Annotated in this window: 25 protein-coding genes; 9 read left to right on the top strand and 16 right to left on the bottom strand. The window is 67.7% G+C overall.

The window, feature by feature from the left end; genetic code table 11:
- The first annotated feature begins 19 nt into the window (after window positions 1-19).
- The 4 genes from C4S70_RS00620 to C4S70_RS00635 are packed head-to-tail and all read left to right on the top strand — an operon-like array spanning window position 20 to window position 2705.
- Window positions 20-877 carry an HpcH/HpaI aldolase/citrate lyase family protein gene (locus tag C4S70_RS00620; protein WP_104006641.1) on the top strand — a complete coding sequence of 286 codons (858 nt, stop codon included), beginning with the start codon at window positions 20-22 and terminating at the stop codon, window positions 875-877.
- A gap of 3 nt (window positions 878-880) precedes the next feature.
- Entirely contained in the window at window positions 881-1438 is a 558-nt protein-coding gene (locus C4S70_RS00625) for an NnrU family protein (protein WP_104006174.1), read from the top strand.
- Between the two features lie 13 nt (window positions 1439-1451).
- Window positions 1452-1658: a DUF1737 domain-containing protein gene (locus C4S70_RS00630; protein ID WP_104006175.1), complete on the top strand. Its 207-nt coding sequence runs from the start codon at window positions 1452-1454 to the stop codon at window positions 1656-1658.
- Window positions 1659-2705: a MaoC family dehydratase gene (locus C4S70_RS00635; RefSeq protein ID WP_104006176.1), complete on the top strand. Its 1047-nt coding sequence runs from the start codon at window positions 1659-1661 to the stop codon at window positions 2703-2705.
- A 55-nt stretch (window positions 2706-2760) separates the two neighbouring features.
- Here the strand turns inward: C4S70_RS00635 and C4S70_RS00640 are convergent, their stop codons facing one another.
- Window positions 2761-3489 (bottom strand): DUF1638 domain-containing protein, encoded by a 729-nt coding sequence (locus tag C4S70_RS00640; protein WP_104006177.1) that lies wholly within the window; start codon window positions 3487-3489, stop codon window positions 2761-2763.
- A gap of 8 nt (window positions 3490-3497) precedes the next feature.
- Window positions 3498-4199 (bottom strand): corrinoid protein, encoded by a 702-nt coding sequence (locus C4S70_RS00645; RefSeq protein ID WP_104006178.1) that lies wholly within the window; start codon window positions 4197-4199, stop codon window positions 3498-3500.
- Between the two features lie 210 nt (window positions 4200-4409).
- On the opposite strand from C4S70_RS00645, the gene C4S70_RS00650 reads away from it, so the two are divergent.
- Together C4S70_RS00650 and C4S70_RS00655 are read left to right on the top strand one after the other, a co-directional pair.
- Window positions 4410-5483: a PA0069 family radical SAM protein gene (locus C4S70_RS00650; protein ID WP_104006179.1), complete on the top strand. Its 1074-nt coding sequence runs from the start codon at window positions 4410-4412 to the stop codon at window positions 5481-5483.
- Between the two features lie 80 nt (window positions 5484-5563).
- Window positions 5564-6166 carry an SAM-dependent methyltransferase gene (locus C4S70_RS00655; RefSeq protein WP_104006180.1) on the top strand — a complete coding sequence of 201 codons (603 nt, stop codon included), beginning with the start codon at window positions 5564-5566 and terminating at the stop codon, window positions 6164-6166.
- Between the two features lie 66 nt (window positions 6167-6232).
- Here the strand turns inward: C4S70_RS00655 and gltA are convergent, their stop codons facing one another.
- Both gltA and gltX read right to left on the bottom strand, forming a co-directional pair.
- Window positions 6233-7528 carry a citrate synthase gene (gene gltA / locus C4S70_RS00660; RefSeq protein WP_104006642.1) on the bottom strand — a complete coding sequence of 432 codons (1296 nt, stop codon included), beginning with the start codon at window positions 7526-7528 and terminating at the stop codon, window positions 6233-6235.
- Window positions 7529-7642: 114 nt separating this feature from the next.
- Window positions 7643-9061, bottom strand: a complete 1419-nt coding sequence (gene gltX, locus C4S70_RS00665) for a glutamate--tRNA ligase (RefSeq protein WP_104006181.1) — start codon at window positions 9059-9061, stop codon at window positions 7643-7645.
- Between the two features lie 91 nt (window positions 9062-9152).
- Here gltX and C4S70_RS00670 point away from each other — a divergent pair, with 91 nt between their 5' ends.
- Window positions 9153-11228: a ComEC/Rec2 family competence protein gene (locus tag C4S70_RS00670; RefSeq protein WP_104006182.1), complete on the top strand. Its 2076-nt coding sequence runs from the start codon at window positions 9153-9155 to the stop codon at window positions 11226-11228.
- Here C4S70_RS00670 and lexA read toward each other — a convergent pair.
- From lexA to C4S70_RS00705, 7 genes are all read right to left on the bottom strand, one after another.
- Window positions 11222-11920, bottom strand: a complete 699-nt coding sequence (gene lexA, locus C4S70_RS00675; RefSeq protein ID WP_104006183.1) for a transcriptional repressor LexA — start codon at window positions 11918-11920, stop codon at window positions 11222-11224. The genes C4S70_RS00670 and lexA overlap by 7 nt on opposite strands.
- A gap of 77 nt (window positions 11921-11997) precedes the next feature.
- A complete protein-coding gene (locus C4S70_RS00680) occupies window positions 11998-13170 on the bottom strand; it encodes a molybdopterin molybdotransferase MoeA (RefSeq protein ID WP_104006184.1) in 1173 nt (390 codons plus the stop codon).
- Window positions 13167-13640 carry a cyclic pyranopterin monophosphate synthase MoaC gene (gene moaC, locus C4S70_RS00685; RefSeq protein WP_104006185.1) on the bottom strand — a complete coding sequence of 158 codons (474 nt, stop codon included), beginning with the start codon at window positions 13638-13640 and terminating at the stop codon, window positions 13167-13169. The genes C4S70_RS00680 and moaC overlap by 4 nt, the downstream gene beginning before the upstream one ends.
- Complete coding sequence (trpC, locus tag C4S70_RS00690; RefSeq protein WP_104006186.1) at window positions 13640-14452, bottom strand: indole-3-glycerol phosphate synthase TrpC; 813 nt, start codon at window positions 14450-14452, stop codon at window positions 13640-13642. The genes moaC and trpC overlap by 1 nt, the downstream gene beginning before the upstream one ends.
- Window positions 14453-14477: 25 nt before the next feature.
- Window positions 14478-15122 (bottom strand): uracil-DNA glycosylase, encoded by a 645-nt coding sequence (locus C4S70_RS00695; protein ID WP_104006187.1) that lies wholly within the window; start codon window positions 15120-15122, stop codon window positions 14478-14480.
- Window positions 15119-16138, bottom strand: coding sequence for an anthranilate phosphoribosyltransferase (gene trpD / locus C4S70_RS00700; RefSeq protein WP_104006188.1), 1020 nt, complete (start codon window positions 16136-16138; stop codon window positions 15119-15121). Before trpD ends, C4S70_RS00695 begins: the two co-directional genes overlap by 4 nt.
- Window positions 16135-16716 carry an anthranilate synthase component II gene (locus C4S70_RS00705; RefSeq protein WP_104006189.1) on the bottom strand — a complete coding sequence of 194 codons (582 nt, stop codon included), beginning with the start codon at window positions 16714-16716 and terminating at the stop codon, window positions 16135-16137. The genes trpD and C4S70_RS00705 overlap by 4 nt, the downstream gene beginning before the upstream one ends.
- A gap of 169 nt (window positions 16717-16885) precedes the next feature.
- On the opposite strand from C4S70_RS00705, the gene C4S70_RS00710 reads away from it, so the two are divergent.
- Complete coding sequence (locus tag C4S70_RS00710) at window positions 16886-18547, top strand: divergent polysaccharide deacetylase family protein (protein WP_104006190.1); 1662 nt, start codon at window positions 16886-16888, stop codon at window positions 18545-18547.
- Window positions 18548-18667: 120 nt separating this feature from the next.
- On the opposite strand, the gene trpE is transcribed toward C4S70_RS00710, so the two are convergent.
- The 5 genes from trpE to fabI form a co-directional block, all read right to left on the bottom strand.
- A complete protein-coding gene (gene trpE / locus C4S70_RS00715) occupies window positions 18668-20179 on the bottom strand; it encodes an anthranilate synthase component I (RefSeq protein ID WP_104006191.1) in 1512 nt (503 codons plus the stop codon).
- Window positions 20180-20187: 8 nt separating this feature from the next.
- Complete coding sequence (locus tag C4S70_RS00720) at window positions 20188-22032, bottom strand: peptidyl-prolyl cis-trans isomerase (protein WP_104006192.1); 1845 nt, start codon at window positions 22030-22032, stop codon at window positions 20188-20190.
- Between the two features lie 78 nt (window positions 22033-22110).
- On the bottom strand, window positions 22111-23283 hold the full coding sequence (locus C4S70_RS00725) for an aminotransferase (protein WP_104006193.1): 1173 nt from the start codon (window positions 23281-23283) through the stop codon (window positions 22111-22113).
- A 9-nt stretch (window positions 23284-23292) separates the two neighbouring features.
- A complete protein-coding gene (gene gpt, locus C4S70_RS00730; RefSeq protein WP_104006194.1) occupies window positions 23293-23808 on the bottom strand; it encodes a xanthine phosphoribosyltransferase in 516 nt (171 codons plus the stop codon).
- Window positions 23809-23812: 4 nt separating this feature from the next.
- Complete coding sequence (gene fabI, locus C4S70_RS00735; RefSeq protein ID WP_104006195.1) at window positions 23813-24619, bottom strand: enoyl-ACP reductase FabI; 807 nt, start codon at window positions 24617-24619, stop codon at window positions 23813-23815.
- A gap of 134 nt (window positions 24620-24753) precedes the next feature.
- Between fabI and pdxH the strand changes: the two genes are divergently transcribed.
- Window positions 24754-25359, top strand: a complete 606-nt coding sequence (gene pdxH, locus C4S70_RS00740) for a pyridoxamine 5'-phosphate oxidase (protein ID WP_104006196.1) — start codon at window positions 24754-24756, stop codon at window positions 25357-25359.
- Window positions 25360-25376 lie beyond the last annotated feature (17 nt).

The following is a 25376-nucleotide window of genomic DNA, read 5'->3' on the forward strand; positions in this document are numbered from 1 at the left end:
GTTTGTCATGGCCGAGAAAATCGACCCCCGCCTGCGCCCGTTCCGGTCGGTGCTGTATATCCCCGGCTGCAAGCCGCGGGCGCTGGACAAGGCGCGGAGCCTGGCCGTCGATGCGATCATCTTCGACCTCGAGGACGCGGTGTCGGCCGATGAAAAGGACAATGCGCGCGAAACGCTGAAGGAGGCGCTTGCCCAAGGCGGCTATGATCCGCGGGTCAAGATCGTGCGCATCAACGGGCTGGATACCGATTGGGGCCAGGCCGATGCCGAGGCGGTGATGCAGATGGATGCCGACGTGGTGCTGCTGCCCAAGGTGTCGTCGGCCGACGACATCGACGCGCTGGCCGCGATCACGGGGGACAAGCCGATCTGGGCGATGATGGAAACCCCGCGCGGCATGCTGAACGCCGCCGAGATCGCCGCGCATCCGCTGCTGACGGGCATGGTGATGGGGACCAACGACCTGGCCAAGGAATTGCAGGTCCGCTATCGCCCCGACCGGATGCCGCTGATGACCGGGCTGGGCCTGTGCCTGCTGGCGGCCAAGGCCGAGGGCGTGGTGATCATCGACGGCGTTTACAACGCCTTCAAGGACGAGGAGGGGCTGGCCGCCGAATGTGAGCAGGGCCGCGACATGGGCTTTGACGGCAAGACCCTGATTCACCCCGCGCAAATCGAGATCGCCAACAAGGCCTTTGCCCCCACGCCCGAGGAAATCGAGCTGGCCCGCCGCCAGATCGAGGCTTTCGAGAAAGTCCAGGCCGAAGGCCAGGGCGTTGCCGTGGTCGATGGCCGGATCGTCGAGAACCTGCATGTGGAAACCGCGCGCGAGATCCTTGCCAAGGCGGCAATGATCGAATCTGTGCTGGGGTTCTGAGCCATGACGGGCTTCATCCTTCTGGTCGCCGGCGTCGTGCTGTGGTGGGCGGCGCATCTGTTCAAGCGCATCGCGCCCCAGGCCCGCGCGCGGATGGGCGATGCCGGCAAGGGCGCGGTGGCGCTGGCGCTGGTGGTGTCGATCGTGCTGATGGTGCTGGGCTTCCGCGCCGCGCCGGTGGTGGATCTGTGGTATCCGCCCTACTGGCTGCGCCACGTCAACAACCTGCTGGTGCTGATCGCGTTCTTCATGATGAGCCCGGCCGGCCAGAAGGGGCTGGTCCTGCACCGGCTGCGCCATCCGCAGCTGGCCGGATTCCGCGCCTGGGCCATCGCGCATCTTCTGGTCAAGGGGGATCTGGCTTCGGTGATCCTTTTCGGCGGGCTGTTCCTGTGGGCCATCGCCGAGGTGTTCGCGATCAACCGGGCCGAGCCGGACTGGCAGCCGGGTGAGCCGGGGACGCTGGCCAAGGACGCGATCTTCCTGGCCGCTTCGGTGGTGCTGGTCGCAGTGGTCGGCTGGATCCATGGGATGGTCGGTCCGTCCCCGTTCCCGGTGTGAGCGGGAGGGTCCGATGCCGAAGATCTATCGTCTGCTGACCGAAGACGACACCTCTGCCTTTTGCCACAAGGTGTCGCTGGCGCTGTCCAAGGGCTGGGAACTGCACGGCAGCCCGACCATGGCCTTTGATTCCGCGCGCGGGGTGATGCGTTGTGCGCAGGCGGTGACCAAGGAGATCGACACCCCCTATTCGCCGGACATGAAACTGGGAGAACAATAAATGGCCTCTGCCACTGGACAAAAGACCGATCCGGGCCGGTTTTTCGAAGATTATCGCGTCGGCCAGGTGATCCGCCATGCGGTGCCGCGCACCGTGTCGGGCGGCGAGCGGGCGCTCTATCACGCGCTCTATCCCGCGCGCCATGCGCTTTATTCCTCGGACGAATTCGCCCGCGTCTGCGGGTTGCCGTCCAGCCCGATCGACGACCTGGCGGCCTTTCACATCGTGTTCGGCAAGACTGTGCCGGACGTGTCTCTGAATGCCGTGGCCAATCTGGGCTATGCCGAGGGGCGGTGGCTCAAACCCGTCTACCCCGGCGACACGCTGCGCAGCGAATCCGAGGTGATCGGGCTGAAACAGAACTCCAACGGCAAGACCGGCGTGGTCTGGGTGCGCACGCGGGGCATGAACCAGCGCGGCGAGGCGGTGATGGAGTATTGCCGCTGGGTGATGGTGCGCAAGCGCGACCTCGACGCGCCGGCGCCCGAGACGGTCGTGCCGGAACTGAAGCCCGCGCTGTCGGCCGCGGATCTGGTGGTGCCCGAGGGGCTGGATTTCTCGTCCTACGATTTCCGGCTCGCGGGCGAGCCGCATCGCTGGGGCGACTACGAGATCGGCGAGACGATCGACCATGTGGATGGCGTGACGATCGAGGAGGCCGAGCACATGATGGCCACGCGGCTGTGGCAGAACACGGCCAAGGTGCATTTCGACGCCACGTTCCGGCCCGATGGCCGGCGGCTGATCTATGGCGGGCATGTGATCTCGATGGCGCGGGCGCTGAGCTTCAACGGGCTGGCCAACGCGCAGATGATCGTGGCGCTAAATGCGGGTGCCCATGCCAATCCCTGTTTTGCCGGCGACACGGTCAAGGCATGGTCGGAGGTTCTGGACAAGGCCGAGACCGGTGCGCCTGGGGTGGGTGCGATCCGGCTGCGGCTGGTGGCGACCAGGGGCGGAGAGCCGTTTCGGCTGAAGGGCGAGGACGGCAAATACCTGCCCGAGGTATTGCTGGATCTCGATTACTGGGCGTTGATGCCGATGTGAGAAGAGGGGGCGCTGCCCCCTCTGGGCCTGCGGCCCATTCACCCCCGGAGTATTTTCAGCAAGATGAAGAACCGGGGTCGGCCCAGGCGGACAGCGTCGCTTCCAGATCGCCGTAGCCGGTGAGGCGGCGTTCGAAGGCGAGGCCGAGGCGGTCGGCATGGGCGCGGGCCAGCTCGGTCAGGCCGGGATCGTCGGTCTGGGCCTGATAGACCAGTTTTTCGTAATGGCCGAAATACGTCTCGCGCAGGTCGGGGTGACGGTCGAGGCCGAGCGGTTTCCAGACGAAGGCATCGAACTGGCGGACCAGGAAATCCGTCAGGTAGAAGGCGGTCAGGTCGCTGTCGCCGTGGGCGGCAAAGCGCGTGTTGCCTTCGAGGAAGGAATAGCAGTGCGGGCCCTCGATCATCTCCACGGCCAGCCGGTCGCAGGCAGCCTTGAGCTGTCCGCCGGTGCCGCAATCGGCATAGACAACGAAAATCCTGTCGTAGCGGGCGCGATGGCGCCGGACGGCCTGTTCGACGCGCGGGGTGATCTGTTCGGGATGGTTGTGCAGGATCGCCGGCAGGCAGGTGACGTCCATGTGATCCCAGCCGTGCCGTGTCTTGAGGTCGAGGATCTCGCGCGCCAGAGCGCCGCAGGCGATCAGCAATATCCGCCCGGAGGCGCGTTCGGGCAGGTCGAGGCCGCGGTCGGTCAGGGCGCGGTCATCCAGAGGATCCGGGGACGAGAGGGCAGAAACGGCCCGCCGGGAGGAGGGACGGGCCGTTCTGTTGCGCCGGGTCATGGGGGAGATCAGGCGCTGAGCTGGTTGTGCTTGCGGGACACGAATTCCTTGGCGGTTTCCACCGCCACGGCGGCATCGCGGCAATAGGCGTCGGCACCGATCGCCTTGCCGAACTCTTCGTTCAGCGGCGCGCCGCCCACCAGCACGATATAGTCGTCGCGCATGCCCTGTTCGACCATCGTGTCGATCACCACCTTCATGTAGGGCATGGTGGTTGTCAGCAGCGCGGACATACCGAGGATGTCGGGTTTTTCGGCCTCGAGCGCCTCGATGTAGTTCTCGACCGGGTTGTTGATGCCCAGATCCACGACCTCGAACCCGGCGCCTTCCATCATCATGCTGACGAGGTTCTTGCCGATGTCGTGGATGTCGCCCTTGACCGTGCCGATCACCATCTTGCCCACGCGCGGCGCGCCGGTTTCGGCCAGAAGCGGCTTGAGGATGGCCATGCCGGCCTTCATCGCGTTGGCGGCCAGCAGCACCTCGGGCACGAACAGGATCCCGTCGCGGAAGTCGTTGCCGACGATGGTCATGCCGCCGACCAGCGCCTCGGTCAGGATCTTGTAGGGCGCCCAGCCGCGTTCGAGCAGGATGTTGACCCCTTCCTCGATCTCCTCCTTGAGACCGTCATAGAGGTCGTCCCACATCTGCTGGACAAGTTCCTCGTCGTCGAGTTCCGACAGGATGATTTCGTCTTCTTCTTCCGACATGCGCGTTTCCCCTGTCTGCCCGGGACTGCCCGGGGAGGTTTGCCGATTGAGCCCTTTTTGCCCGTCGGGACGCCGCCGACTGCGATATTTGCGACACTGGCGGCGCCGCAACCGACCTATAGGGGCGAAAACGCGGGATGAAAAATGAAGAATCCGCGGGAAGATGATGGGGATCTTGCAAATGTTCCCGTTTTGTTTCAGGCTTGCCGCATGGATTGCGGGGGTCGGATAGACAAGGCCCGGCGGCGCGGGCGGGGGGCGGTCAGCAATGCCGCCGGTCGGTTCGATCTGGCGCGAAACGCCGAGCCGGAGGAGGCGGGCGAGCCGCGCCCGCCGTTGCGGACAGAACTCCGGCTGGAGGAAGCGCGCAGCATTATCGCCTGGAACCGCTCGCCCGATCTGCCCTTCGACCGCTCGATCAACCCCTATCGCGGATGCGAGCATGGATGCTCCTACTGCTTTGCGCGGCCCACGCACGCATATCTGGGGCTGTCTCCGGGGCTTGATTTCGAAACCCGACTGATCGCGCGGCCCAACGCCGCGCAGCTGTTGCGGCGGGAGCTGTCGGCCAGATCCTACCGGGTTGCGCCGATCGCGCTGGGGACCAATACCGACCCCTACCAGCCGGTGGAGCGCGACCGCCGGATCACGCGGCGCTGTCTGAAGGTGCTGGCCGAATTCAACCACCCGGTCGCGATCGTCACCAAGGGCACGCTGATCGAGCGCGATCTGGATATCCTGGCGCCGATGGCCGCGCGGGGGCTGGTGCGGGTGGGGATCTCGGTGACGACGCTGGATGCGCGGCTGAGCCGGCGGATGGAGCCGCGCGCGCCGACCCCGGGCCGGAGACTGCGCGCGATCCGAAGGCTTGCGGATGCGGGCGTGCCGGTGCGGCTGATGGTGGCGCCGGTGGTGCCCGCCCTGACCGATCACGAGCTCGAGGCGATCATGACGGCCGGGCGCGATGCGGGGGCGGTGGCGGCAAGCTGGATCATGCTGCGCCTGCCGCGCGAGGTGGCGACGCTGTGGCGGGAATGGCTGGCAGAGCACGAACCGGGCCGGGCGGCGCGCGTCATGGCGCGGCTGCGCGAGATGCACGGTGGGCGTGACTATGACCCGCGCTGGGGCCACAGGATGCGCGGGCGGGGGCACTATGCAGCGATGATCGCGGCGCGCTTTGCCGCGGCCGAGCGTCGGCTGGGGCTGAATGGGGCGTTGCCCGATCTGCGCTGCGATCTGTTCCGCGCGCCGCCGAAACCCGGCGATCAGCTGTCGCTGTTCTGAAACGGCGCTCCGATCCGGCCGGTTGATCGCGCCGGGCCGGTGCATATCTGGAACGGACGGCACGGCAGAGGAGATCGCCCATGTGGGACCAGAGATATTCAATTCCGGACTATCTGTTCGGCACGGAACCGGCGGATTTCCTGCGGCGCGAAGCGGGCGTGATCCCGTCCGGCGCGCGCGTGCTGTGCGTGGCCGACGGCGAGGGTCGCAACTCGGTCTGGCTGGCGGGGCAGGGGATGCGGGTGACGGCGTTCGATGCATCGCCGGTCGGCGTGGAAAAGGCGCGGACGTTGGCCGCCGAGCGTGGCGTGGACGTCGCGTTCAACGTCACCGGTGTAGAGGAATGGGACTGGTCCCGGCAATATGACGCGGTGGTGGCGGTGTTCATCCAGTTCGCGCCCCCGGACCTGCGCGACCGGCTGTTCGGCTGGCTCGGGCAGGCGGTTCGGCCGGGCGGGGTGCTGCTGCTGCACGGCTATGCGCCGCGGCAGGTGGATTATGGCACGGGTGGTCCGCCGAGCCGCGAGAACATGTACACCACCGACATGCTGCGCGCGGCCTATGACGGGTGGGAAATCCTGCGGCTGGACGACTATGACGCCGAAATCGACGAAGGGCCGGGGCATTCCGGGCGTTCGGCCTTGGTGGATCTGGTTGCGCGCAAACCCGGCGGGCGTGGCTGATCGCGGCCGCGAACGAAAACGCCCCGGTCCGTTCGGCCGGGGCGCTTCTTGTGACTGCGGAACCGTTCAGCGGTTTTCGATATCCACATAGTCGCGGCGGGTCGCGCCAAGATACAGCTGGCGCGGGCGGCCGATCTTGTGCGCGGGATCGGACTGCTGTTCCTTCCACTGGCTGATCCAGCCCACGGTGCGGCTGACGGCAAAGATCGGCGTGAACATCGAGGTCGGGAAACCCATCGCCTCGAGGATGATGCCGGAATAGAAATCCACGTTCGGGAACAGCTTCTTCTCGGCGAAATAGGGATCCTCCAGCGCCTGCTTTTCCAGTTCCTTGGCAACCTGCAGGATCGGGTTGTCGTCGATCCCCAGCAGGTCCAGAACCTCGTCCGCCGATTGCTTCATCACCTTGGCGCGCGGGTCGAAGTTCTTGTAGACCCGGTGGCCAAAGCCCATCAGGCGGAACGGGTCGTTCTTGTCCTTGGCGCGAGCGATGAATTCGGGGATGCGGTCAGGGGTGCCGATTTCCTTGAGCATCTCCAGGCAGGCCTGGTTGGCGCCGCCATGCGCCGGACCCCAGAGACAGGCGATACCAGCGGCGATGCAGGCAAACGGGTTGGCGCCCGAAGAGGACGCCAGCCGCACCGTCGAGGTGGAGGCGTTCTGTTCGTGGTCGGCGTGCAGGGTAAAGATCCGGTCCATCGCGCGGGCCAGGATCGGGTTCACCTCGTAATCCTCGGCCGGCACGGCAAAGCACATCCGCAGGAAGTTCGAGGCATAGTCCAGGTCGTTGCGCGGATACACGAAGGGCTGGCCGATGTGATACTTGTAGGCCCAAGCGGCGATGGTGGGCATCTTGGCGATCATGCGGATCGAGGCCACTTCGCGCTGCCAGGGGTCGTTGATGTCGGTGCTGTCGTGGTAAAAGGCCGACATGGCGCCGACCACGCCCACCATGATCGCCATCGGATGCGCATCGCGGCGGAAGCCGCGATAGAAATACTGCATCTGCTCATGCACCATGGTGTGTTTGGTCACGCGGGATTCGAAATCCTCCAGTTCCGCCGCGGTCGGCAGATCGCCGTAAAGCAGCAGATAGCAGACTTCGAGATAGTGCGACTTCTCGGCCAGCTGGTCGATCGGATAGCCGCGGTGCAGCAGTTCGCCCTTTTCGCCGTCGATATAGGTGATCGTCGAATCGCACGAGGCGGTGGAGGTGAAGCCGGGATCGTAGGTGAAAACGCCCGCCTGGGTGTAAAGCTTGCGAATGTCGATCACGTCCGGGCCGGCCGTGCCCGAAAGAACCGGCAGTTCGTAGCTTTGTCCGTTCAACGTCAGCGTGGCGGTCTTTGTCGTGTCCTTCATCAGGTTGTCCCTTTCCTTTCCGGGCACGGGGACCGCGGCAGACTGCCCGACCCGTGCGGCATGGCCGGCGCATTCGTCGCGCCGGTCCTGTCGTATCCTGGCGGCGTAACCCGACTATGAACGCCGGATCCGTTCCGCTGCATCCGTCAGCCGCGCAATCGTTTCGTCGCGGCCCAGCACAAGCATCATGTCGAAGACCGAGGGCGTCACCGCCCGACCTGCCAGCGCCGCACGCAGCGGCCCGGCCAGTTTGCCGAACTTGGTCCCATGCGCTTCCGCAAAGGCACCCAGCAGGGCCTCGAGATCCTCGCGTGTCCAGCTAGCATTTTGCAACTGCGGCGTCAATTCTTCCAGTATACCATCGGATACAGACGCCAGCGCCTTTTGCGCCTTCTCGTCCGGTTCCACCGGTCGGGAGGTGAGTACAAAATGCGCCTTTTCAAGCAGTTCGGGGTAGGTCCGCGCCCGGTCCTTGAGGCAATACATGGCCCGCTCCAGCGCATCGCCCTGTTCCGGCGTCAGGGCAGGGCGACCGGCGGCCTCCAGATAGGCCTCGATCTCATGCCGCAGCGCGGCATCGTCCATGATGGCGATGTGCCGGCCGCAGAGATTTTCCAGCTTTTTCAGGTCGAAACGCGCGGGGCTTTTGCCGATGCCGTCCAGATCGAACCATTTCTTCGCCTGATCGTCGGTGAAGAATTCGTCGTCTCCGTGGCTCCACCCGAGACGGGCGAGATAGTTGCGCATCCCCGCTGCCGGATAGCCCATGCCCTGGTATTCATGCACGCCCAAAGCACCGTGGCGCTTGGACAGTTTCTTGCCGTCGGGGCCGTGGATCAGCGGGATATGCGCCCAGACCGGCACCTCCCAGCCCATCGCCTCATAGATCATCATCTGGCGGGCGGCGTTGTTGAGGTGGTCGTCGCCCCGGATCACATGGGTCACCCCCATGTCGTGATCGTCCACCACCACCGCCAGCATGTAGACCGGCGTGCCGTCGCTGCGCAGCAGCACCATGTCGTCCAGCTGGTCGTTGCGAATCGTGACCTCCCCCTGCACGCGGTCGCGGATCACCGTCACGCCCTCGCGCGGCGCCTTGATCCGGATCACATGGGGCGCGCCCTCGGGATGGGTCGAAGGATCGGCATCGCGCCAGGGGCTGCGGAACAGGGTGGACCGCCCCTCGGCGCGGGCCTGTTCGCGGAAGGTGGCGATTTCCTCCTGCGTGGCAAAGCACTTGTAGGCCTTGCCCTCGGCCAGAAGCTGCCGGGCCACCTCGACATGACGGTCGGCACGGGCGAACTGGCTGATCGGCTCGCCGTCCCAGTCGAGCCCAAGCCAGGTCAAGCCCCTGAGGATCGCCTCGGTCGCCTGCGGCGTGGAACGTTCGCGGTCGGTATCCTCGATCCGCAGCAGGAACTTTCCGCCGCGGCCGCGGGCATAGAGCCAGTTGAACAGTGCGGTGCGGGCACCGCCGATATGCAGATAGCCCGTTGGCGACGGGGCAAATCGGGTGACGACCTGGTCGGACATGACGGCCTGATCCTTTCGGCTTTACCTTTTGGTAACCATGAGGGGAGTAATCTCGGCGCCTGTCTAGCGGTCCGAGCGGCGGGGGGCAAGCATGCGGGGTCTGGCCTGGATCGACCTGGTTCTGCTTGGCCAGCGGGGGAACCTGTTCCCCTGGGCGCCGGTCTTCCTGGGGCTGGGGATCGGGATCTATTTCCTCGCACCGCAGGAGCCTTCGACGATGACCCTGGCGCTGTTGGCGGCGGGCGGGCTGGGAATGCTGTTCGTCGCCCTGCGTCGGCCCGGTGGCTGGTCGGCGATTGGCTGGGGGCTGGCGCTGATCGCCGCGGGGGTGCTGCTGGCCACGGTACGGGCGCATCTAGTCGCGGCGCCGGCGCTCTACTGGCGGTATTACGGCCCTGCCGAGGGGCGCGTCGTGGGGCTGGACCGGTCGGCATCGGATGCGCTGCGGGTGACGCTGGACCGGGTGCGGCTTCAGGACGTGGCGCCCTGGCGCACGCCCGAGCGGGTGCGGGTATCGCTGCACGCGGAGTCTGACGCCGAAATCCGACCGACACCGGGGCAGAGGCTGCGGATTACCGGCCACCTGATGCCGCCCCACGGCCCGGTCGAGCCCGGCGGGTTCGACTTTCGCCGCCACGCCTGGTTCCGGGGCCTCGGCGCGGTGGGTTACACCACACGGCCCGTCGAGATGCTGCCGCCCGCGCGCGGCGACCCGGGGCTGCCGGTGTTGCGTCTTCGGATGCGGATTGCCGAGCGGATCCGCGCGGTGCTGCCGGGGGAAACCGGCGGCGTGGCGGCTGCCGTGACCACCGGGGACCGAAGCGGCATCCCCAGAGAGGCGCTCGACGCCCTGCGCGGCAGCAATCTTGCGCATCTGCTCGCTATCTCGGGGCTGCATATGGGGTTGCTTGCCGGGTTCGTGTTCGCCGCGGTTCGCGGCTGTCTGGCGGCCATTCCGCCACTGGCGCTGCGGTTGCCGCTGCGCAAGGTGGCCGCTTGCGTGGCGCTGCTGGTGGCGGCGGCCTATCTGGCGCTGTCGGGCGGCAACGTCGCGACCGAACGGGCCTTTGTCATGACGGCGGTGGTGCTGGGCGCTGTGCTGGTGGACCGGCGGGCGTTCTCGTTGCGGGCGGTGGCGGTGGCCGCGCTGATCGTTCTGGTGCTGCGCCCCGAAAGCCTGCTGGGGCCGGGGTTCCAGATGTCCTTTGCCGCAACCACCGCGCTGGTGTCCGTGTTCGGCGCGATCCGCGATCGCGGCTGGACGCTTGGCCCCCGCTGGCTGCGCCCGGCGTTGGCGGTGGCCCTGTCGTCGGCCGTTGCGGGACTAGCCACCGCGCCCTTTGGTGCGGCGCATTTCAACACGCTGTCGCGATACGGGCTGCCGGCGAACCTCCTGACCGTGCCGGTGATGGGCGCGGTGGTGATGCCGGCGGCGGTGCTGGCGGCCTGTCTCGCCCCGTTCGGGCTCGAATCCTGGGGCCTGCGTATCATGGGCGTCGGGCTCGACTGGATCCTCGGCGTGGCGCGGTTCGTCTCGTCGCTGGACGGGGCGCAGGGGCATGTGGTCGCGCCCCCACCGCAGGTTCTGCCGCTGCTGACCCTGGGCGCGCTGTTCGTGGTCCTGTGGCAGGGGCGCGCGCGGATTGCCGGGCTCGTGCCGGTCGCGGCGGCGGGCCTGCTGTGGCTGGGGGCCGAACGTCCGCAGGTGCTGGTGGCGGAAAGCGGCGGGCTGGTGGGGGTCCAGACCCCGGGAGGGCGCGCGCTGAGCAAGGCGCGAGGCGCGGGGTTCGTCGCGCGCGTGTGGCTGGAAAATGACGGCGACGGCGCGCGGCAGGACAATGCCGCGGCCCGCTGGCCCGATCCGCCCGGCCCGGCCACGCCGCGGATTCGGCGGATCGATCTGGGAGGACAGGAACTGGTCCATCTGATCGGCAAGCGCGCGGTTCGATCCTTTGGCCGCTGCCGGGCGGACCAGATCGTCGTGACATCGGTGCCGGCCGTCATTCCGGGGGGCTGCACGGTCTATGACGTCAGGCGCCTGCGCCGCACCGGAAGCCTTGCCATCGACAAGGGTGAAATCGTCGCCGCCCGCGATGTGGCTGGACGACGCTTGTGGAACAGCCCGCCGCCGCGCCGTAGACGGCTAGCGCGGGCGGACACTCAGTAGGTGCGGATCAGCCCGACCAGCCGGCCCTGGACCTGAACACGGTGCTCGGGCAGGACGCGGGTTTCATAGGCCGGGTTCGCCGCCTCGAGCGCGATCGCGTTGCCCCGCCGCATGTAGCGCTTCAGCGTCGCCTCGTGCCCGTCCACCAGAGCCACCACGATATCCCCGTCGTCGGCGGTGGCGGTTTCGCGGATCACCACCACGTCGCCGTCATTGATGCCGACGCCGATCATCGAGTCGCCCTGCACCTCGAGCGCGTAATGTTCGCCGCCCCGGCCGAGCATCGCATCTGGCACCGCGACGTTCCGCGCGGCGTGGCTGATCGCCTCGATCGGCACGCCGGCCGCGATCCGCCCCATGACCGGCAGTTCGACCGCGCCGCCCGTCACCTCCATGCTGGCGGCGGGGCGGCGCGCATCGGGGCGATCGCCGTCGATCACCTGCGGCTGGAACCCCGCGCCGGCATGGCCGCCCAGGCTTTCGGGCAGGCGCACGATCTCGATGGCGCGGGCGCGGTGGGCCAGGCGGCGGATGAAGCCGCGCTCCTCGAGCGCGGTGATCAGGCGGTGGATGCCCGACTTGCTGCGCAGGTTCAGCGCATCCTTCATTTCGTCGAAACTGGGCGGAACGCCGTCCCGCTGCATCCGCTTATGGATGAAGTCCAGCAGTTCCAGTTGCTTGCGCGTCAGCATCGTTCACACCTCATGTCCCATGCGCTCTGCTTTGTTCTATGCATGTTCACGTTTTGTGTCAACGATTGCCTTTGCATTCAGATCGGAATGTAGCGCACCGTGTCTCCGGCCCCCCGCGCGGGGTCGTTCGGCGGACGCACCAGCAGCGCGTTGGCCGCGGCCAGAACGCTCAGAAGCGAACTGTCCTGATCGGTGAACGCGGTGAGCCGCCCGTCCTCGACCCGCGCCCGCATGTAATGTTCGCGGGGACCATTCGCGGCCACGTCGGCGGCCAGCGTGGTCTCGCGCGTCTGCGGCGCGTCCTTGCCCAGCCCCAGCATCGCCCGCAGCATGGGCAGCAGGAACACCCAGCCGCAGACCATGGCCGAAACCGGGTTGCCCGGCAGTCCCAGCATCGCGGCCTCGCCCATGCGCCCGGCCATCAGCGGTTTTCCGGGGCGCATCAAGACCTTGTAGAAACTTCTTTCCATCCCGAGATCGCCGGCCACCTTGCCGACAAGGTCGTGATCTCCGACCGACGCGCCGCCGATCGTCACCACCAGATCGGCCCCTTCGGCCAGCTCGAACGCGGCGCGGATCGAGGCTTCGGTGTCGCGTGCGATGGGCAGCATCCGCACCTCGGCGCCCGCCTGTTCGGCCAGTGCCTTCAGCCCGAAGGCGTTGGAGGCGATGATCTGATCCGGGCCGGGGTCTTCGCCGGGCATCACCAGTTCGTCCCCGGTCGAGATCAGCGCCACGACGGGTCGGCGCACCACCGGCACCGAGTCGACGTTCATCGCGGCCAGGAGGGCGATGTCCGCAGCGGCCAGCACCCGCGGCGCGGCGATGGTGGAGCCGTCGCGGAAATCCACGCCGGCGGGGCGGACGTTCGAATTGCCACCGGGCTCTTCGGCGATGGTGATGAGGTCGCCCCTGCGGTCCACATTCTCCTGGATCACCACGAAATCGGCCCCTTCGGGCATCGGTGCGCCGGTAAAGATGCGCACCGCCTGGCCCGCGCCTACCGCGCCGTCAAAGCGGTGCCCGGCCGCGGATTCGCCGATCACCTTAAACATGGCGTGCAGCTGCACCTCGTCCGCCTTGACCGCATATCCGTCCATCGCCGAGGCGGCAAAGGGCGGCTGATCGCGCCGCGCGGTCACGTCGCGGGCCAGAACCCGGCCGGCACCCTGCGCGAGCGGAACCTCTTCCACGGGCAGCGGGGAAACCAGTTCGAACAGACGGGCGCGGGCTTCTTCTACCGTGATCATTTCGCTTCGTAACGTCCTGATTTTCCGCCATCCTTCAGCAGCACCCGGATGCCGCCGATCTCCATCGCCTTGTCCACCGCCTTGGCCATGTCATAGACCGTGAGCGCAGCCGTGCCGACCGCCGTCAGCGCCTCCATCTCGACCCCGGTCTGGCCGGTGGTCTTTACGGTCGCCTCGATCCGCACGCCGGGCAGGTCCGCATCCAGCGTCAGCTCCACCGCCACCTTGGTCACCGGCAGCGGGTGGCACAGCGGGATCAGGTCCGGCGTGCGTTTGGCGCCCATGATCCCCGCAAGCCGCGCCACGCCCAGCACGTCTCCCTTCTTTGCCCGGCCTTCCTTTATGATATCAAAGGTTTGCTGGGCCATCTTGATGTAGCCTTCGGCGACCGCCACGCGCGCTGTCACGAGCTTGTCCGAAACGTCCACCATGTGGGCATCGCCCTTGGCATCGAAATGGGTCAGCGGCATCACATCCCTCCGGGCATGAGCGGGTTGGCAAGCAGGTGGCGGGTGGCGGCGGCCACGTCGTCCTGCCGCATGAGGCTTTCGCCGATAAGAAAACAGCGCGCGCCGTGGCGTGCCATGTCGGCCAGATCCTCGGGCGTGGACAGGCCGCTTTCGCAGACCATGATCCGGTCGGCGGGCACCAGCTTGCTGAGCCGCCGCGTGGTGTCGAGCGTGGTCTCAAACGTCTTGAGGTTGCGGTTGTTGATGCCCAGAAGCGGACTTTTCAGCGCGGTGGCGCGTTCCAGTTCCGCCTCGTCATGCACCTCGATCAGCACGTCCATGCCCCAGTCGAAGGCCGCCTGTTCCAACTCGGCGGCCTGCGCGTCGCTCACGCTGGCCATGATGATCAGGATGCAGTCGGCCCCCAGCGCCCGCGCCTCGGCCACCTGGTAGGGGTCATACATGAAATCCTTGCGCAGCGCGGGCAGCGAACAGGTGGCGCGGGCGGCGGTCAGATACGCCTTGGCACCCTGGAAGCTGGGCGTGTCGGTCAGCACCGACAGGCAGGTCGCGCCGCCGTCCTGATAGGCGCGCGCCAGCGCCGGCGGGTCGAAATCGGTCCGGATCAGGCCCTTGGAGGGGCTCGCCTTCTTGATCTCGGCGATCAGGCCATAGCCTTCGCGGCTGGCCTTGCGCAGCGCCTCGGCAAAGGGGCGCACGGGGTCGGCGGCGCGGGCTTCGGCCTCGATCTCCGCCAGCGGCCTTTCCGCCTTGGCGGCGGCGACCTCCTCCAGCTTGTAGGCCTTGATACGGTCCAGAACGGTTTCGGTCATGGCGGCTCCGGGTCGTGGCGTTGTCTCAGGCACTCCAGTCGATTTCGGGCTCGCCCCGTCCGGCCAGCCAGCGGTTGACGGCCGAGAAGGGACGCGATCCGAAAAAGCCCCGCCGCGCCGAAAGCGGCGAAGGGTGCGCGGTCTTCAGGATCAGGTGATCGCCTGTGGTGATGTGATTTGCAAGGGCCTGCGCCTTTCTGCCCCATAGGACAAATGCCGTGGGCCGGGCCGACACGCGGTCGATCACCTGCCGGGCCAGCCGGTCCCATCCCAGCCCGGCGTGGCCGTCGGGCGCGCCTTCCGGCACGCTGAGCGAGGTATTTAGCAACAGCACCCCCTGACGCGCCCAGCCACGCAGGTCGCCATTGGTGCGTGATATTTCAAGATCGTCGCGTAACTCCCTGAAAATGTTCACAAGAGAGCGGGGCAGGGCGGCGACGTCCGGTTCCACCGAAAAGGCCAGCCCGTGCGCGTGGCCCGGCGTCGGATAGGGATCCTGGCCGAGGATCACCACCCGCGCGCGATCCGGCGGCGTGAGCTCCAGCGCGGCGAAACGCTGCGGCGCGGGCGGCAGGACGGGGCGTGTTTCGGCCTCAAGCGCCGCGCGAATCCGCGGCCAGTCCTCGGTGAAAAAGGGCAGGTCCGCCCAAGGCGCGGGAACCGGCGTCATTCCGTCGCCGAGGTGATCCGCGCCAGCGCCTCGATCTTTGCCCGCGCCGCGCCGCTGTCGATGCTGTGTGCGGCCATCTCGACCCCTTCGCGCAGGTCGGACGCCGCCCCCGCCACCACCAGCGCGGCGGCCGCGTTCAGCAGCACCGCGTCGCGATAGGCCGACGGCTCGCCGGCCAGCAGCGCGCGGAAGGCCTGCGCGTTCTCTTCCGGCGTGCCGCCGACGATCGCCTCGAACGGGTGCACCGGCAGGCCGGCATCCTCGGGGTGCAGTTCGACCTCCTTCACCGCGCCGTTCTCCAGCGCGGCAACCCAGCTGATCCCGGTTATGGTCAGCTCGTCCGTGCCGTCCGAGCCATGGACCAGCCAGGCGCGGTCGCTGCCCAGCTGCCCCAGCGTTTCCGCCATCGGCCGGATCAGGTCGCGGGAAAAGGCGCCGGTCAGCTGACGTTTGACCCCCGCGGGGTTGGTGAGGGGTCCAAGGATGTTGAAGATCGTGCGCGTTCCCAGCTCCTGCCGCGTGGGCATCACATGGGCGATCGCGGGGTGGTGCATGGGCGCCATCATGAAGCCGATCCCGGTCTCTTCCAGTGCCTTTTCAACCACTTGCGGGCCGACCATCACGTTCACGCCCATCTGCGTGAGCGCATCCGCCGCGCCGGATTTCGAGCTGAGGTTGCGGTTGCCGTGCTTGGCCACCGGCACGCCCGCGCCGGCCACGACAAAGGCCGTGGCGGTCGAGATGTTGAGCGTCCCCTTGCCGTCGCCGCCCGTGCCCACGATGTCGATCGCGCCTTCGGGGGCGCGCACATGGTGGCACTTGGCGCGCATCACGGCGGCCGCGGCGGCGTATTCGTCCACCGTCTCGCCACGGGTGCGCAGGGCCATCAGCAGCCCGCCCATCTGGCTGGGCGTGGCTTCGCCCTCGAAGAGGATGGTGAACGCGGCCTCGGCCTCTTCGCGCGTCAGGGGACGATCGGCCGCCGCGCCGATCAGCGGTTTCAGGGCGTCGCTCATGCGGGAACCTTCAGTTCGTTCAGGAAGTTCTGGAGCAGGGCGTGGCCATGCTCGGATGCGATGGATTCGGGGTGGAACTGCACCCCGTGGATCGGCAGGTCGCGGTGGCACAGCCCCATGATCGTGCCGTCCTCGAGCCAGCCGTTGACCTCCAGGCAGTCCGGCAGGCTTTCGCGCTCCACCACCAGCGAATGATAGCGCGTTGCGTCAAAGGGTGAAGGCAGCCCGGCAAAGACGCCCGACCCGTCGTGGTGGATGCGCCCCATCTTGCCGTGCACGATCTCGCGAGCACGCACTACGCGGCCGTCGAAGGCCTGGCCGATGGTCTGATGGCCGAGGCACACCCCCATCAGGGGCGTGCGCGTCTCGGCGGCGGCTGCGGTCAGGGCGAGGCAGATCCCGGCCTGATCCGGGTCGCAGGGGCCGGGGCTCAGCAGGATGCCGGCGGGTTTCATCGCCATCGCCGCCTGCACGTCCAGCGCGTCGTTGCGGCGCACCACGACCTCGGCGCCCAGCTCGCCCAGATAGTGGACGAGGTTGTAGGTGAAACTGTCGTAATTGTCGATCAGCAGCAGCATCCGGTTCGGCCTCTTCGCGGGCTCATTAAGGGCTGGTGACGGGGCGCCCAGCCGAGATATAGTGGTCGTGACATACATGCTCAGGCTTGCGCGGCAGCGTCAAGGGCAACAGGGTCGCGCCCAGCCCGGCCTGAAGGAAAACAGGGTTGGCAGTCGGGGAAGAGGCAGGATGCGCGGATTTCTGGGTGGATTTGTCGTCGGCGTCGCGGTTTTTCTGGCCGTGATGGCGGGACTGTCGCTGGTGAAGCCTCTGATCGAGGCGCCCGAGGTCTCGGCAACCGCGCCGACCCCCGAGGAGACCGGCTCTGGCCTGTCGCCCGAAACCGACGCCTCCGCGCTGGCCACGACCGGGCGGGATGCGGATCTGGTCGAGGTGGCCCCGACCGTGCCCAGCGACGAGGGCGTCCAGCCCGAACCGACCGCGCCGGCCGAGATGGCCGATACCGCGCCGGCCGGCAAGCCGCAGGTTGCCGAGGATCCGGCGGAACTTGCGGGACCGGCGCAGTCGCCTTCGGTCCACGGCATCGACGTGACGACCGAACCGCCGGTGGCCCCGGTGGCTCCGACGATCGAACCGCCCGAGCCCGCCGAGGCCGACACGCCCGCGGTGGCCGAGGTCGAGCCCGCCCGCCCGGCCCCGCCCGCGCCCACGGAAGCCGCGCCTTCGTTGCAGGGCGAGGTCGGGGCCGAAGAACAGGCACCGTCGCTGCCGGCCGCGACGCAGACGGAACCGCGCGTCGAGATCGCCACCACGCCGACGACCGAACCTGATTCCGAGACGCAACCGCAGACCGCACCGCAAAGCGCCGTGATCCCCGAAGCCGCAACCGAACCTGCCGCAACGCATCCGCCCGCGGGCGCGGAACCCTCGCCCTCGGCGGGGTCCGTCGCGGAAACGATCACTGAACCCGCCGCGCCGGATGGCTTGGGCGTCCAGGACACGCCCGAAGCCGCGCCGCGCGCCGAAACCGACCCCGGTGCTGCGCCGGCGCCGACCGCGCCGCGCATCGCCGCCCTGCCGCAGGCTGGCACCCAGCCGGATCAGGCGCGGCCCCGGATCGGCACCCCGGCCCGGCCCCTGACCGAGAGGGACGAGCAGCCCGAAGCCGCGGCCGAAACCGAGACGGCAGACGAGGAGGCCGCGCCCGCGACTCCCCCGCTTCAGGCCTTTGCCATGCCCTTCGACAACCCCGACAACAAGCCGCTGATGTCGATCGTTTTGATCGACGATGCCGACTCGATCGGGGCCGAGGCGCTGGCCGATTTTCCCTATCCGCTGACCTTTGCCGTGGACGCGACACTGCCGGATGCGACCGAACGCATGGCTCGCCACCGCGCCAACGGGTTCGAGGTCGTGGCGCTGGTGCAACTGGCCCCGGATGCCCGCCCGACAGACGCCGAAACCGCACTCGCCGCGGCGCTGGCAAAGCTGCCCCAGGCCGTGGCAATCCTGGAAGACCCCGACAAGAGCCTGCAGCGCGACCGCGCCGTGTCGGATCAGGTGTCGGCGATCGTCCGACAGACTGGGCATGGCCTGATCCTGCAGAACAACGGCCTCAACACAGCGCAGAAACTCGCCGCCAAGGCGGGCGTGCCATCGGCCGTGGTGTTCCGCGACTTCGACGGGGCCGGGCAGACGCCGACGGTCATGCGCCGCTTTCTCGATCAGGCTGCCTTCCGCGCCCGCCGGGACGGCGCGGTGATCATGGTGGGGCGGGTGCGTCCCGATACCATATCGGCGCTGCTGCTCTGGGGGCTTCAGGACCGCGCCAACCGCGTCGCCCTGGCCCCGGTCTCGGCGGTGCTGCTGCAGGGCCGCGCCGACAACTGACCCCGCGCCCCGGCAAGGCAAAGCGGCGCGCCAGCCTTCCCGGCACCGTGCCCCTGCTTCTTTCTGGTCACAAATACCCGCTGCGCGACTTTGCCGCGCGGCGCCCGGCCGGTGGCGGGCTCAGCCGTTGCGGCCGCGGACGAACCGCGCCGCGTCCTCGGCGGCACGCCGGATCGCATTCGACTTGTGCACGGTCTCCATGTATTCGGCCTCGGGGTCGCTGTCGAAAACCACGCCGCCGCCGGCCTGGATATACAGCTTGCGATCCTTCACGATCGCGGTGCGCAGGGCGATGCACATGTCCATGTCGCCGCCGGCGCTGAAATAGCCCACGCCGCCGCCATAGACGCCGCGCTTTTCCGGCTCCAGCTCGTCGATGATCTCCATCGCCCGCACCTTGGGCGCGCCGCTCACCGTGCCGGCGGGCATGCCGGCAAAGAACGCATCCAGCGCATCCTTGTCCTCGGCCAGCTCGCCCACCACGTTCGACACGATATGCATGACGTGGCTGTAGCGTTCGATGATGAATTTTTCGGTCGGGCGCACCGTGCCGACCCTGGCCACCCGACCCACGTCGTTGCGGCCCAGATCCAGCAGCATCAGGTGCTCGGCCAGTTCCTTTTCGTCGCCCAGCAGGTCGGCCTCCAGCGCCTTGTCCTCCTCCGGCGTGGCGCCGCGCGGGCGGGTGCCGGCGATCGGGCGGATCGTCACCTCGCGGCCAAAGACCCGCACCAGAATCTCGGGGCTCGCGCCGACCACCTGAAAGCCGCCGAAATTGAAATAGAACATGAAGGGCGAGGGGTTCGTCCGCCGCAGGCTGCGGTAGAGCGCAAAGGGCGGCAGCGGAAAATCCTGCGTCCAGCGCTGCGACGGCACCACCTGAAAGATGTCGCCGGCCCGGATGTAGTCCTTGGCCTTCTCGACCGCGGCCATATAGCCCTCGCGGGTGAAGTTGCTGACCGGCGGCGCGATCTCGGCGGCATCACCCAGGTCGCGGCTTTCGCCCGGCAGGCCGCGATCCAGATCGCGCACCGCGTCCATCACCCGTTCGGCCGCCTGCGCATAGGCCGCCCGCGCCGAAAGCCCCTCGGACACCCAGGCCGGCGCCACCACGGTCACCTCGCCCTTGACCCCGTCCAGCACCGCCACCACCGAAGGCCGCAGCATCAGCGCATCCGGCAGGCCCAACGGGTCGGGATTGACGCCCGGCAACCGTTCCACCAGCCGCACCATGTCATAGCCCAGATAGCCGAACAGCCCCGCACTGGCCTGCGGCAGGTCGGCGGGCAGGTCGATCCGGCTTTCGGCCAGCAGCGCGCGCAGATTGTCCAGCGGATTGCCCTGCTGCGGCTCGAAGGCTTCGGCGTCGAACCGGGCCGAGCGGTTGATCGAGGACCGCTCTGCGTCGCAGCGCCAGATCAGGTCGGGCTTCATGCCGATGATGGAATAGCGCCCGCGCACCTCGCCGCCGGTCACCGATTCCAGCATGAAGGCGTCCCTTTGCGCCGCTGTCAGCTTGAGCATCAGCGAAACCGGCGTGTCCAGATCCGCCGCGAGGCGCGCGTAAACCACCTGATTCTGCCCCGCCTCCCAGGCAAGGGCAAAGCTGTCGAAATCCGGGGTCAGGTTCATCGGGTGCCTCAGCGGAGATTGGACAGGACGGCAGCCGCGGCCTGCTGGTCGAAGGTGGGCTGCGCCCGCAGTTGCGCGTCGCGGGCATAGGCCTCGAACAGGGCCTGACCCAGCGCCTGATCCGCCTGCTGGGCATAGGCGGTCTTCAGCATCGTCATCTGGTCGTCCTCGGCCGGCGGCAGGATCTCGTCCAGCCGGACGAGGTGGAGCACCGCGCCGGACCCGATCACGCGGACTTCGCCGGGCTCCATCTTGAACACCTGTGCCATGAAATCCGGGGGCGTTCCCTCGACAAAGGCGGTGCGGGTCAGCCCGGATTCGGTTTCCGTGTCCAGCCCGGCCGCGGCCAGATCGCCGTCCTCACCCAGATCGGCCAGGATCCGCTCGGCCTCGGCGCGCAGCGCCTTTTCCGTCTCGGCCAGACGCCAGGCGTCGGCCACCTTGTCGCGGGCCTGCTCGAAGGGTTCGGGGCGGGGCGGCAGAACCTCGTCCACGCGCAGCGCGAACAGCCCGCCATCGTCCAGAAAAAGCGCCTCGGGATAGTCGTCCGGGGTGGCCTTTTCGGCTGCCTGCCGGAAGGCGTCATAGGCGGCGATGCCCTCGGCGGCCTCGGCGGTCCAGTCGATATGGTCAAGCCGCAGGCCCTCTTCCTTGGCCAGTTCCTCGAGGGTGGCACCGCCGGCGAGCAGGTCGTTGATCGCCTCGGCGCGGCCCTCGATCACCCGCCGGGCGGCCTCGCCCGCCAGTTCCTCGCGCAGTTCGGCGCGGGCTTCCTCGAACGGGGTGTGATGCGCGGCCAGCGTGCCGTTCACGCGGAACAGGGCCGGACCCAGATCGGTCTGCACCGGTCCCACCACGTCGCCCACCTCGGCGGCGAACACCTGCTCCGCGGCGTTGCCCAGATCGGCGGCGGTCACGTCGCCCATGTCCACATCTTCCAGCTCCAGCCCCCGGTCGCGCACCAGCGCCTCGAAGGTGGTTCCGCCGACCTCCAGCTGTGCCTTGGCATCGCGGGCGGCCTGTTCGTCGGGAAAGACCAGTCGTTCCACCAGCCGCCGATCGGGGATGTCGTATTTGTCACGGCGCTCGTCATAGAGCTTGCGGATCGCGGCCTCGTCCACCTCGACCACGTCCATCACCATCTCGGGGCTGAGCAGCGCGTAGGTGATCTTCTTGGTCTCGGGCAGGCGGAAGTCGTCCTTGTGCGCCTCGTAATAGGCGCGCAGGTCGTCTTCGGTCGGCTCGGGGATCGGGGTGCCCAGCGACTCGGCGGTCAGCCGCGCCATGGTGAAGCTGCGCCGCTCGCCCACATAGGCCGCGATGGTGTCGGTCAGAACGGCCGGCATCCGCGCACCGCCCATGATCGCGCCCTGCACCAGCGTGCGGGCCTGTTCCTTGCGCAGATCCTCTTCGAACTCGGCTTCGGTCAGGCCGGCCTGTTCCAGCTGGAACTTGTAGGTGTCGCGGTCGAACTTGCCGTCGGGGCCCTGAAAGGCGCCGATCTTCAGGATTTCCTTCTGCAGGGTTTCGTCGCCCACCGACAGGCCGATATGCGCGATCTCGTTGTCGATGGCGGCGATCGCGATCAGCCGGCCCAGCACCATCTGGTCCAGCCCCGCCTGCCGGATCTGATCCGATTGCAGCCGCTGGCCGGTCTGGGCCTCGACGACGCGAATCTCGCGCTGCAGCTCGCGCGCGAACTGTTCGGTGGTCACCACCTCGTCGCCCACGGTGGCAACGGTGCGCACCGTGGCGGACAGGTTCAGCGCCCCGTAACCGCCAAGCCCGGCGATCACCATCGCCAGAAGAATCCAGACGAAGGTTTTGGACAGGTTCTTGATCCGTGCGGCCATGTCTTTCCCTTTGCGGCGGTTGCCGCGCCTTGATGCTGTTGCCGCCCTGCATACGATGCAGGCCAAGGGGGGGCAAGGTCAGAAGGAAAGCGCCGAGAGCCTGTCGAACAGGGCGCCGATTCCGGCGCGGTCGATATTGGCGAACGCGATGCGCAGCTGGCGCGCGCCGGTCGGGTCGCCTTCGGGCACGAACATGGTCGCGGGCAGCAGCAGGACGCCGGCCTCGCGCACCAGCCGCCGGGCCAGCTCGTCCGCGCTCATGTCGAAGGGATGTTCGACATAGGCGAAATAGGCGCCCAGTCCCAGAAGTCGCCAGCCCCGCGCCTGAAGCCCGCCGAACCCGTCGGAGATCGCGGCGCGGCGGTCGAGGATGTCGGCCCGTTCCCCCGCCACCCACTGGCCGAGGTTGCGCAGCCCCCAGAGCGCGCCGAACTGGCCGATCTGGCTGGGGCAGATGGTGACGGTATCGAGGAACTTTTCGGCCTCCTCCAGCAGCGCGGGGGACGCGGCCAGCGCGCCGATGCGGTGGCCGGTCAGCCTGTAGGTCTTGGAAAAGGAATAGAGATGCACGAACACCTCGTCCCAGGCGGGATCGGCGAACAGGTCGTGCGGGGGCCCCGACCGGCTGTCGAAATCGCGATAGGTTTCGTCCACGATGAGCCGGATGCCGCGCGACCGTGCCAGATCGCGGAAGGCCTGCACCAGCTCGGCGGGGTATTCCACGCCGCAGGGGTTGTTCGGCGTCACCAGCGCGATCGCGCGGGTGCGGTCGGTAACAAGGCGCGCCGCCCGGTCCGGGTCAGGCAGCATGTCCGGACCCACCGGCAGCGGCACGGCGCGGATGCCGGCCATGTCCAGCCACATCTTGTGGTTGAAGTACCATGGTGTCGGCAGGATGATCTCGTCCCCCTGGCCGGCGATCGCCATGGTTACGGCGGCAAAGGCCTCGTTGCAGCCCGAAGTGATCGCCACCTGCGCGGCCGCGACCGATCCGCCGTAGTGCCGCGAAATATCCTCGGCCAGCGCGGCGCGCAGTTCGGGCATGCCCAGAACGGGGCCGTAAAGATGCGCGGCGTCCTCGTTCAGCGCGTAGTCGGCCATCGCCTGCCGAAGCGCGCGCGGCGGCGGGTCAACCGGGGCGGCCTGGCTGACATTGATGAGCGGCCTTTCGGGCGAAAAGGTCACGCCGTCGAGCCATTTGCGCGCCTGCGGGATCGGCGGGGCGAACGTCGCCGCGGTGCGGGGGGCCATCGGTTCGCGTCAGTCCGAACCGCGGAAGGGCTGGACGTATTGCAGCGCCATGTCCCAAGGGAAGAAGATCCAGGTGTCCTGGCTGACCTCGGTGATGTAGCTGTCCACCTGCGGTTTGCCCTTGGGCTTGGCATAGATCGTGGCGAAATGCGCCTTGGGATACATGCTGCGCACCAGCTCAAGCGTCTTGCCGCTGTCCACCAGGTCGTCGATCACCAGCACGCCCTCGCCATCGCCCATGAGTTGCGCGTCGGGGGCCTTGAGCACTTGGGCCTCGCCCTGCGCCTGGTGATGGTAGGACTTGACCGAGATCGTGTCCACGATGCGGATGTCCAGTTCGCGGCTGACGATCATCGCCGGGGCCATGCCGCCGCGGGTGATCGCCACCACCGCCCGCCAGGCGCCATTGTCGGGGCCTTGCCCGTCCAGCCGCCAGGCCAGCGCGCGGGCGTCGCGGTGCAGCTGGTCCCAGCTGACGTGAAAGCCCTTTTCATGGGGCAGGCGGTTGGGATCCTTGTCGCTCATCGCTTCAGCCTTTCGTGATGTCGGGGGCGTCCACGGCCTTCATGCCGACGATGTGATAGCCCGCGTCCACATGCAGATTCTCGCCGGTCACCCCCGAGCCCAGATCGCTTAGCAGGTAGAGCGCGGATTTGCCCACGTCGTCGATGGTCACGTTGCGCCGCAGGGGCGAGTTGTATTCGTTCCACTTCATGATGTAGCGGAAATCGCCGATGCCGCTGGCCGCCAGCGTCTTGATCGGCCCGGCCGAGATGGCGTTGACCCGGATGCCGTCCTTGCCCAGATCCTCGGCGAGATAGCGCACGCTGGCCTCGAGCGCGGCCTTGGCCACGCCCATCACGTTGTAATGCGGCATGACGCGTTCGGCGCCGTAATAGGTCAGCGTCAGCGCCGATCCGCCATTGGTCATCATCTTTTCGGCCCGCTGCATCACCGCCGTGAAAGAATAGACCGAGATGTCCATGGTCATGGCGAAATTGCCGCGGGTGGTATCCACATAACGGCCGCGCAGTTCGTTCTTGTCGGAAAAGCCGATCGCGTGAACGATGAAGTCGAGCCGGTCCCAGCGTTCCTTCACCGCCGCGAAGAGCGCGTCGATGGAGTCTTCGTCGGACACGTCGCAGGGCAGGACGATATCGCTGCCCAACTGCCCGGCCAGCGGGGCGACCCGTTTCTTCAACGCTTCGCCCTGGTAGGAAAAGGCCAGTTCCGCCCCGGCGTCCGCCACGGCTCTGGCAATGCCCCAGGCGATGGACTTGTCATTGGCCAGACCCATGATCAGGCCGCGTTTGCCGGCCATCAGCTGATTGGACATGCGCACACTCCGCTGCGTCAATTTGCGATGACGCTGACCTTTAGGCGATTGGCCCGTGCCCTTCAAGGGCGCGGGCTCTTGCCGCTCTGCGCCCCCCGGAATAGGGTCGCCGCGACACCGAACGGAGAAATACCATGAGCGACCGCACGGGCATCTTTGCCGGCGACGACCCCTTTGCCATCGCCCGGGCCTGGCTGGCCGAGGCCGAAAAGACCGAGCCCAACGATCCCAATGCGATCGCGCTGGCGACCGTGGATGCGGACGGTATGCCCAACGCGCGGATGGTTCTGCTGAAGGAGATCGAGGACGACGCATTCGTGTTCTACACCAACTACGGCAGCGCCAAGGCGCGTGAACTGGACGGCTCCGGCAAGGCGGCCTTTGTCATGCACTGGAAGTCGCTGCGCCGGCAGGTGCGGGTGCGGGGGCTGGTCACCCGCGAGGACGGGCCCAAGGCGGATGAATATTTCGCCTCGCGCTCGCTCAAGAGCCGCCTGGGCGCCTGGGCCTCGCACCAGTCGCAGCCGCTGGCCAGCCGGGCAGCGCTGATGGCCGAGGTGGCGAAGGTGACGGCGCGATTCGGCACCAATCCGCCGCGCCCGCCATTCTGGGGCGGCTATCGGCTCACGCCGCTGGAAATCGAGTTCTGGGCCGACGGTGCGTTCCGTCTGCATGACCGTTTCGTGTGGCGCAGGGCCGATCCGGGATCAACTTGGGACGTCAGGCGGCTCAACCCCTGAGCGAAATCCTGCCTGCC

The sequence above is a fragment of the Jhaorihella thermophila genome (assembly GCF_900108275.1).
GTDB lineage: Bacteria > Pseudomonadota > Alphaproteobacteria > Rhodobacterales > Rhodobacteraceae > Jhaorihella > Jhaorihella thermophila.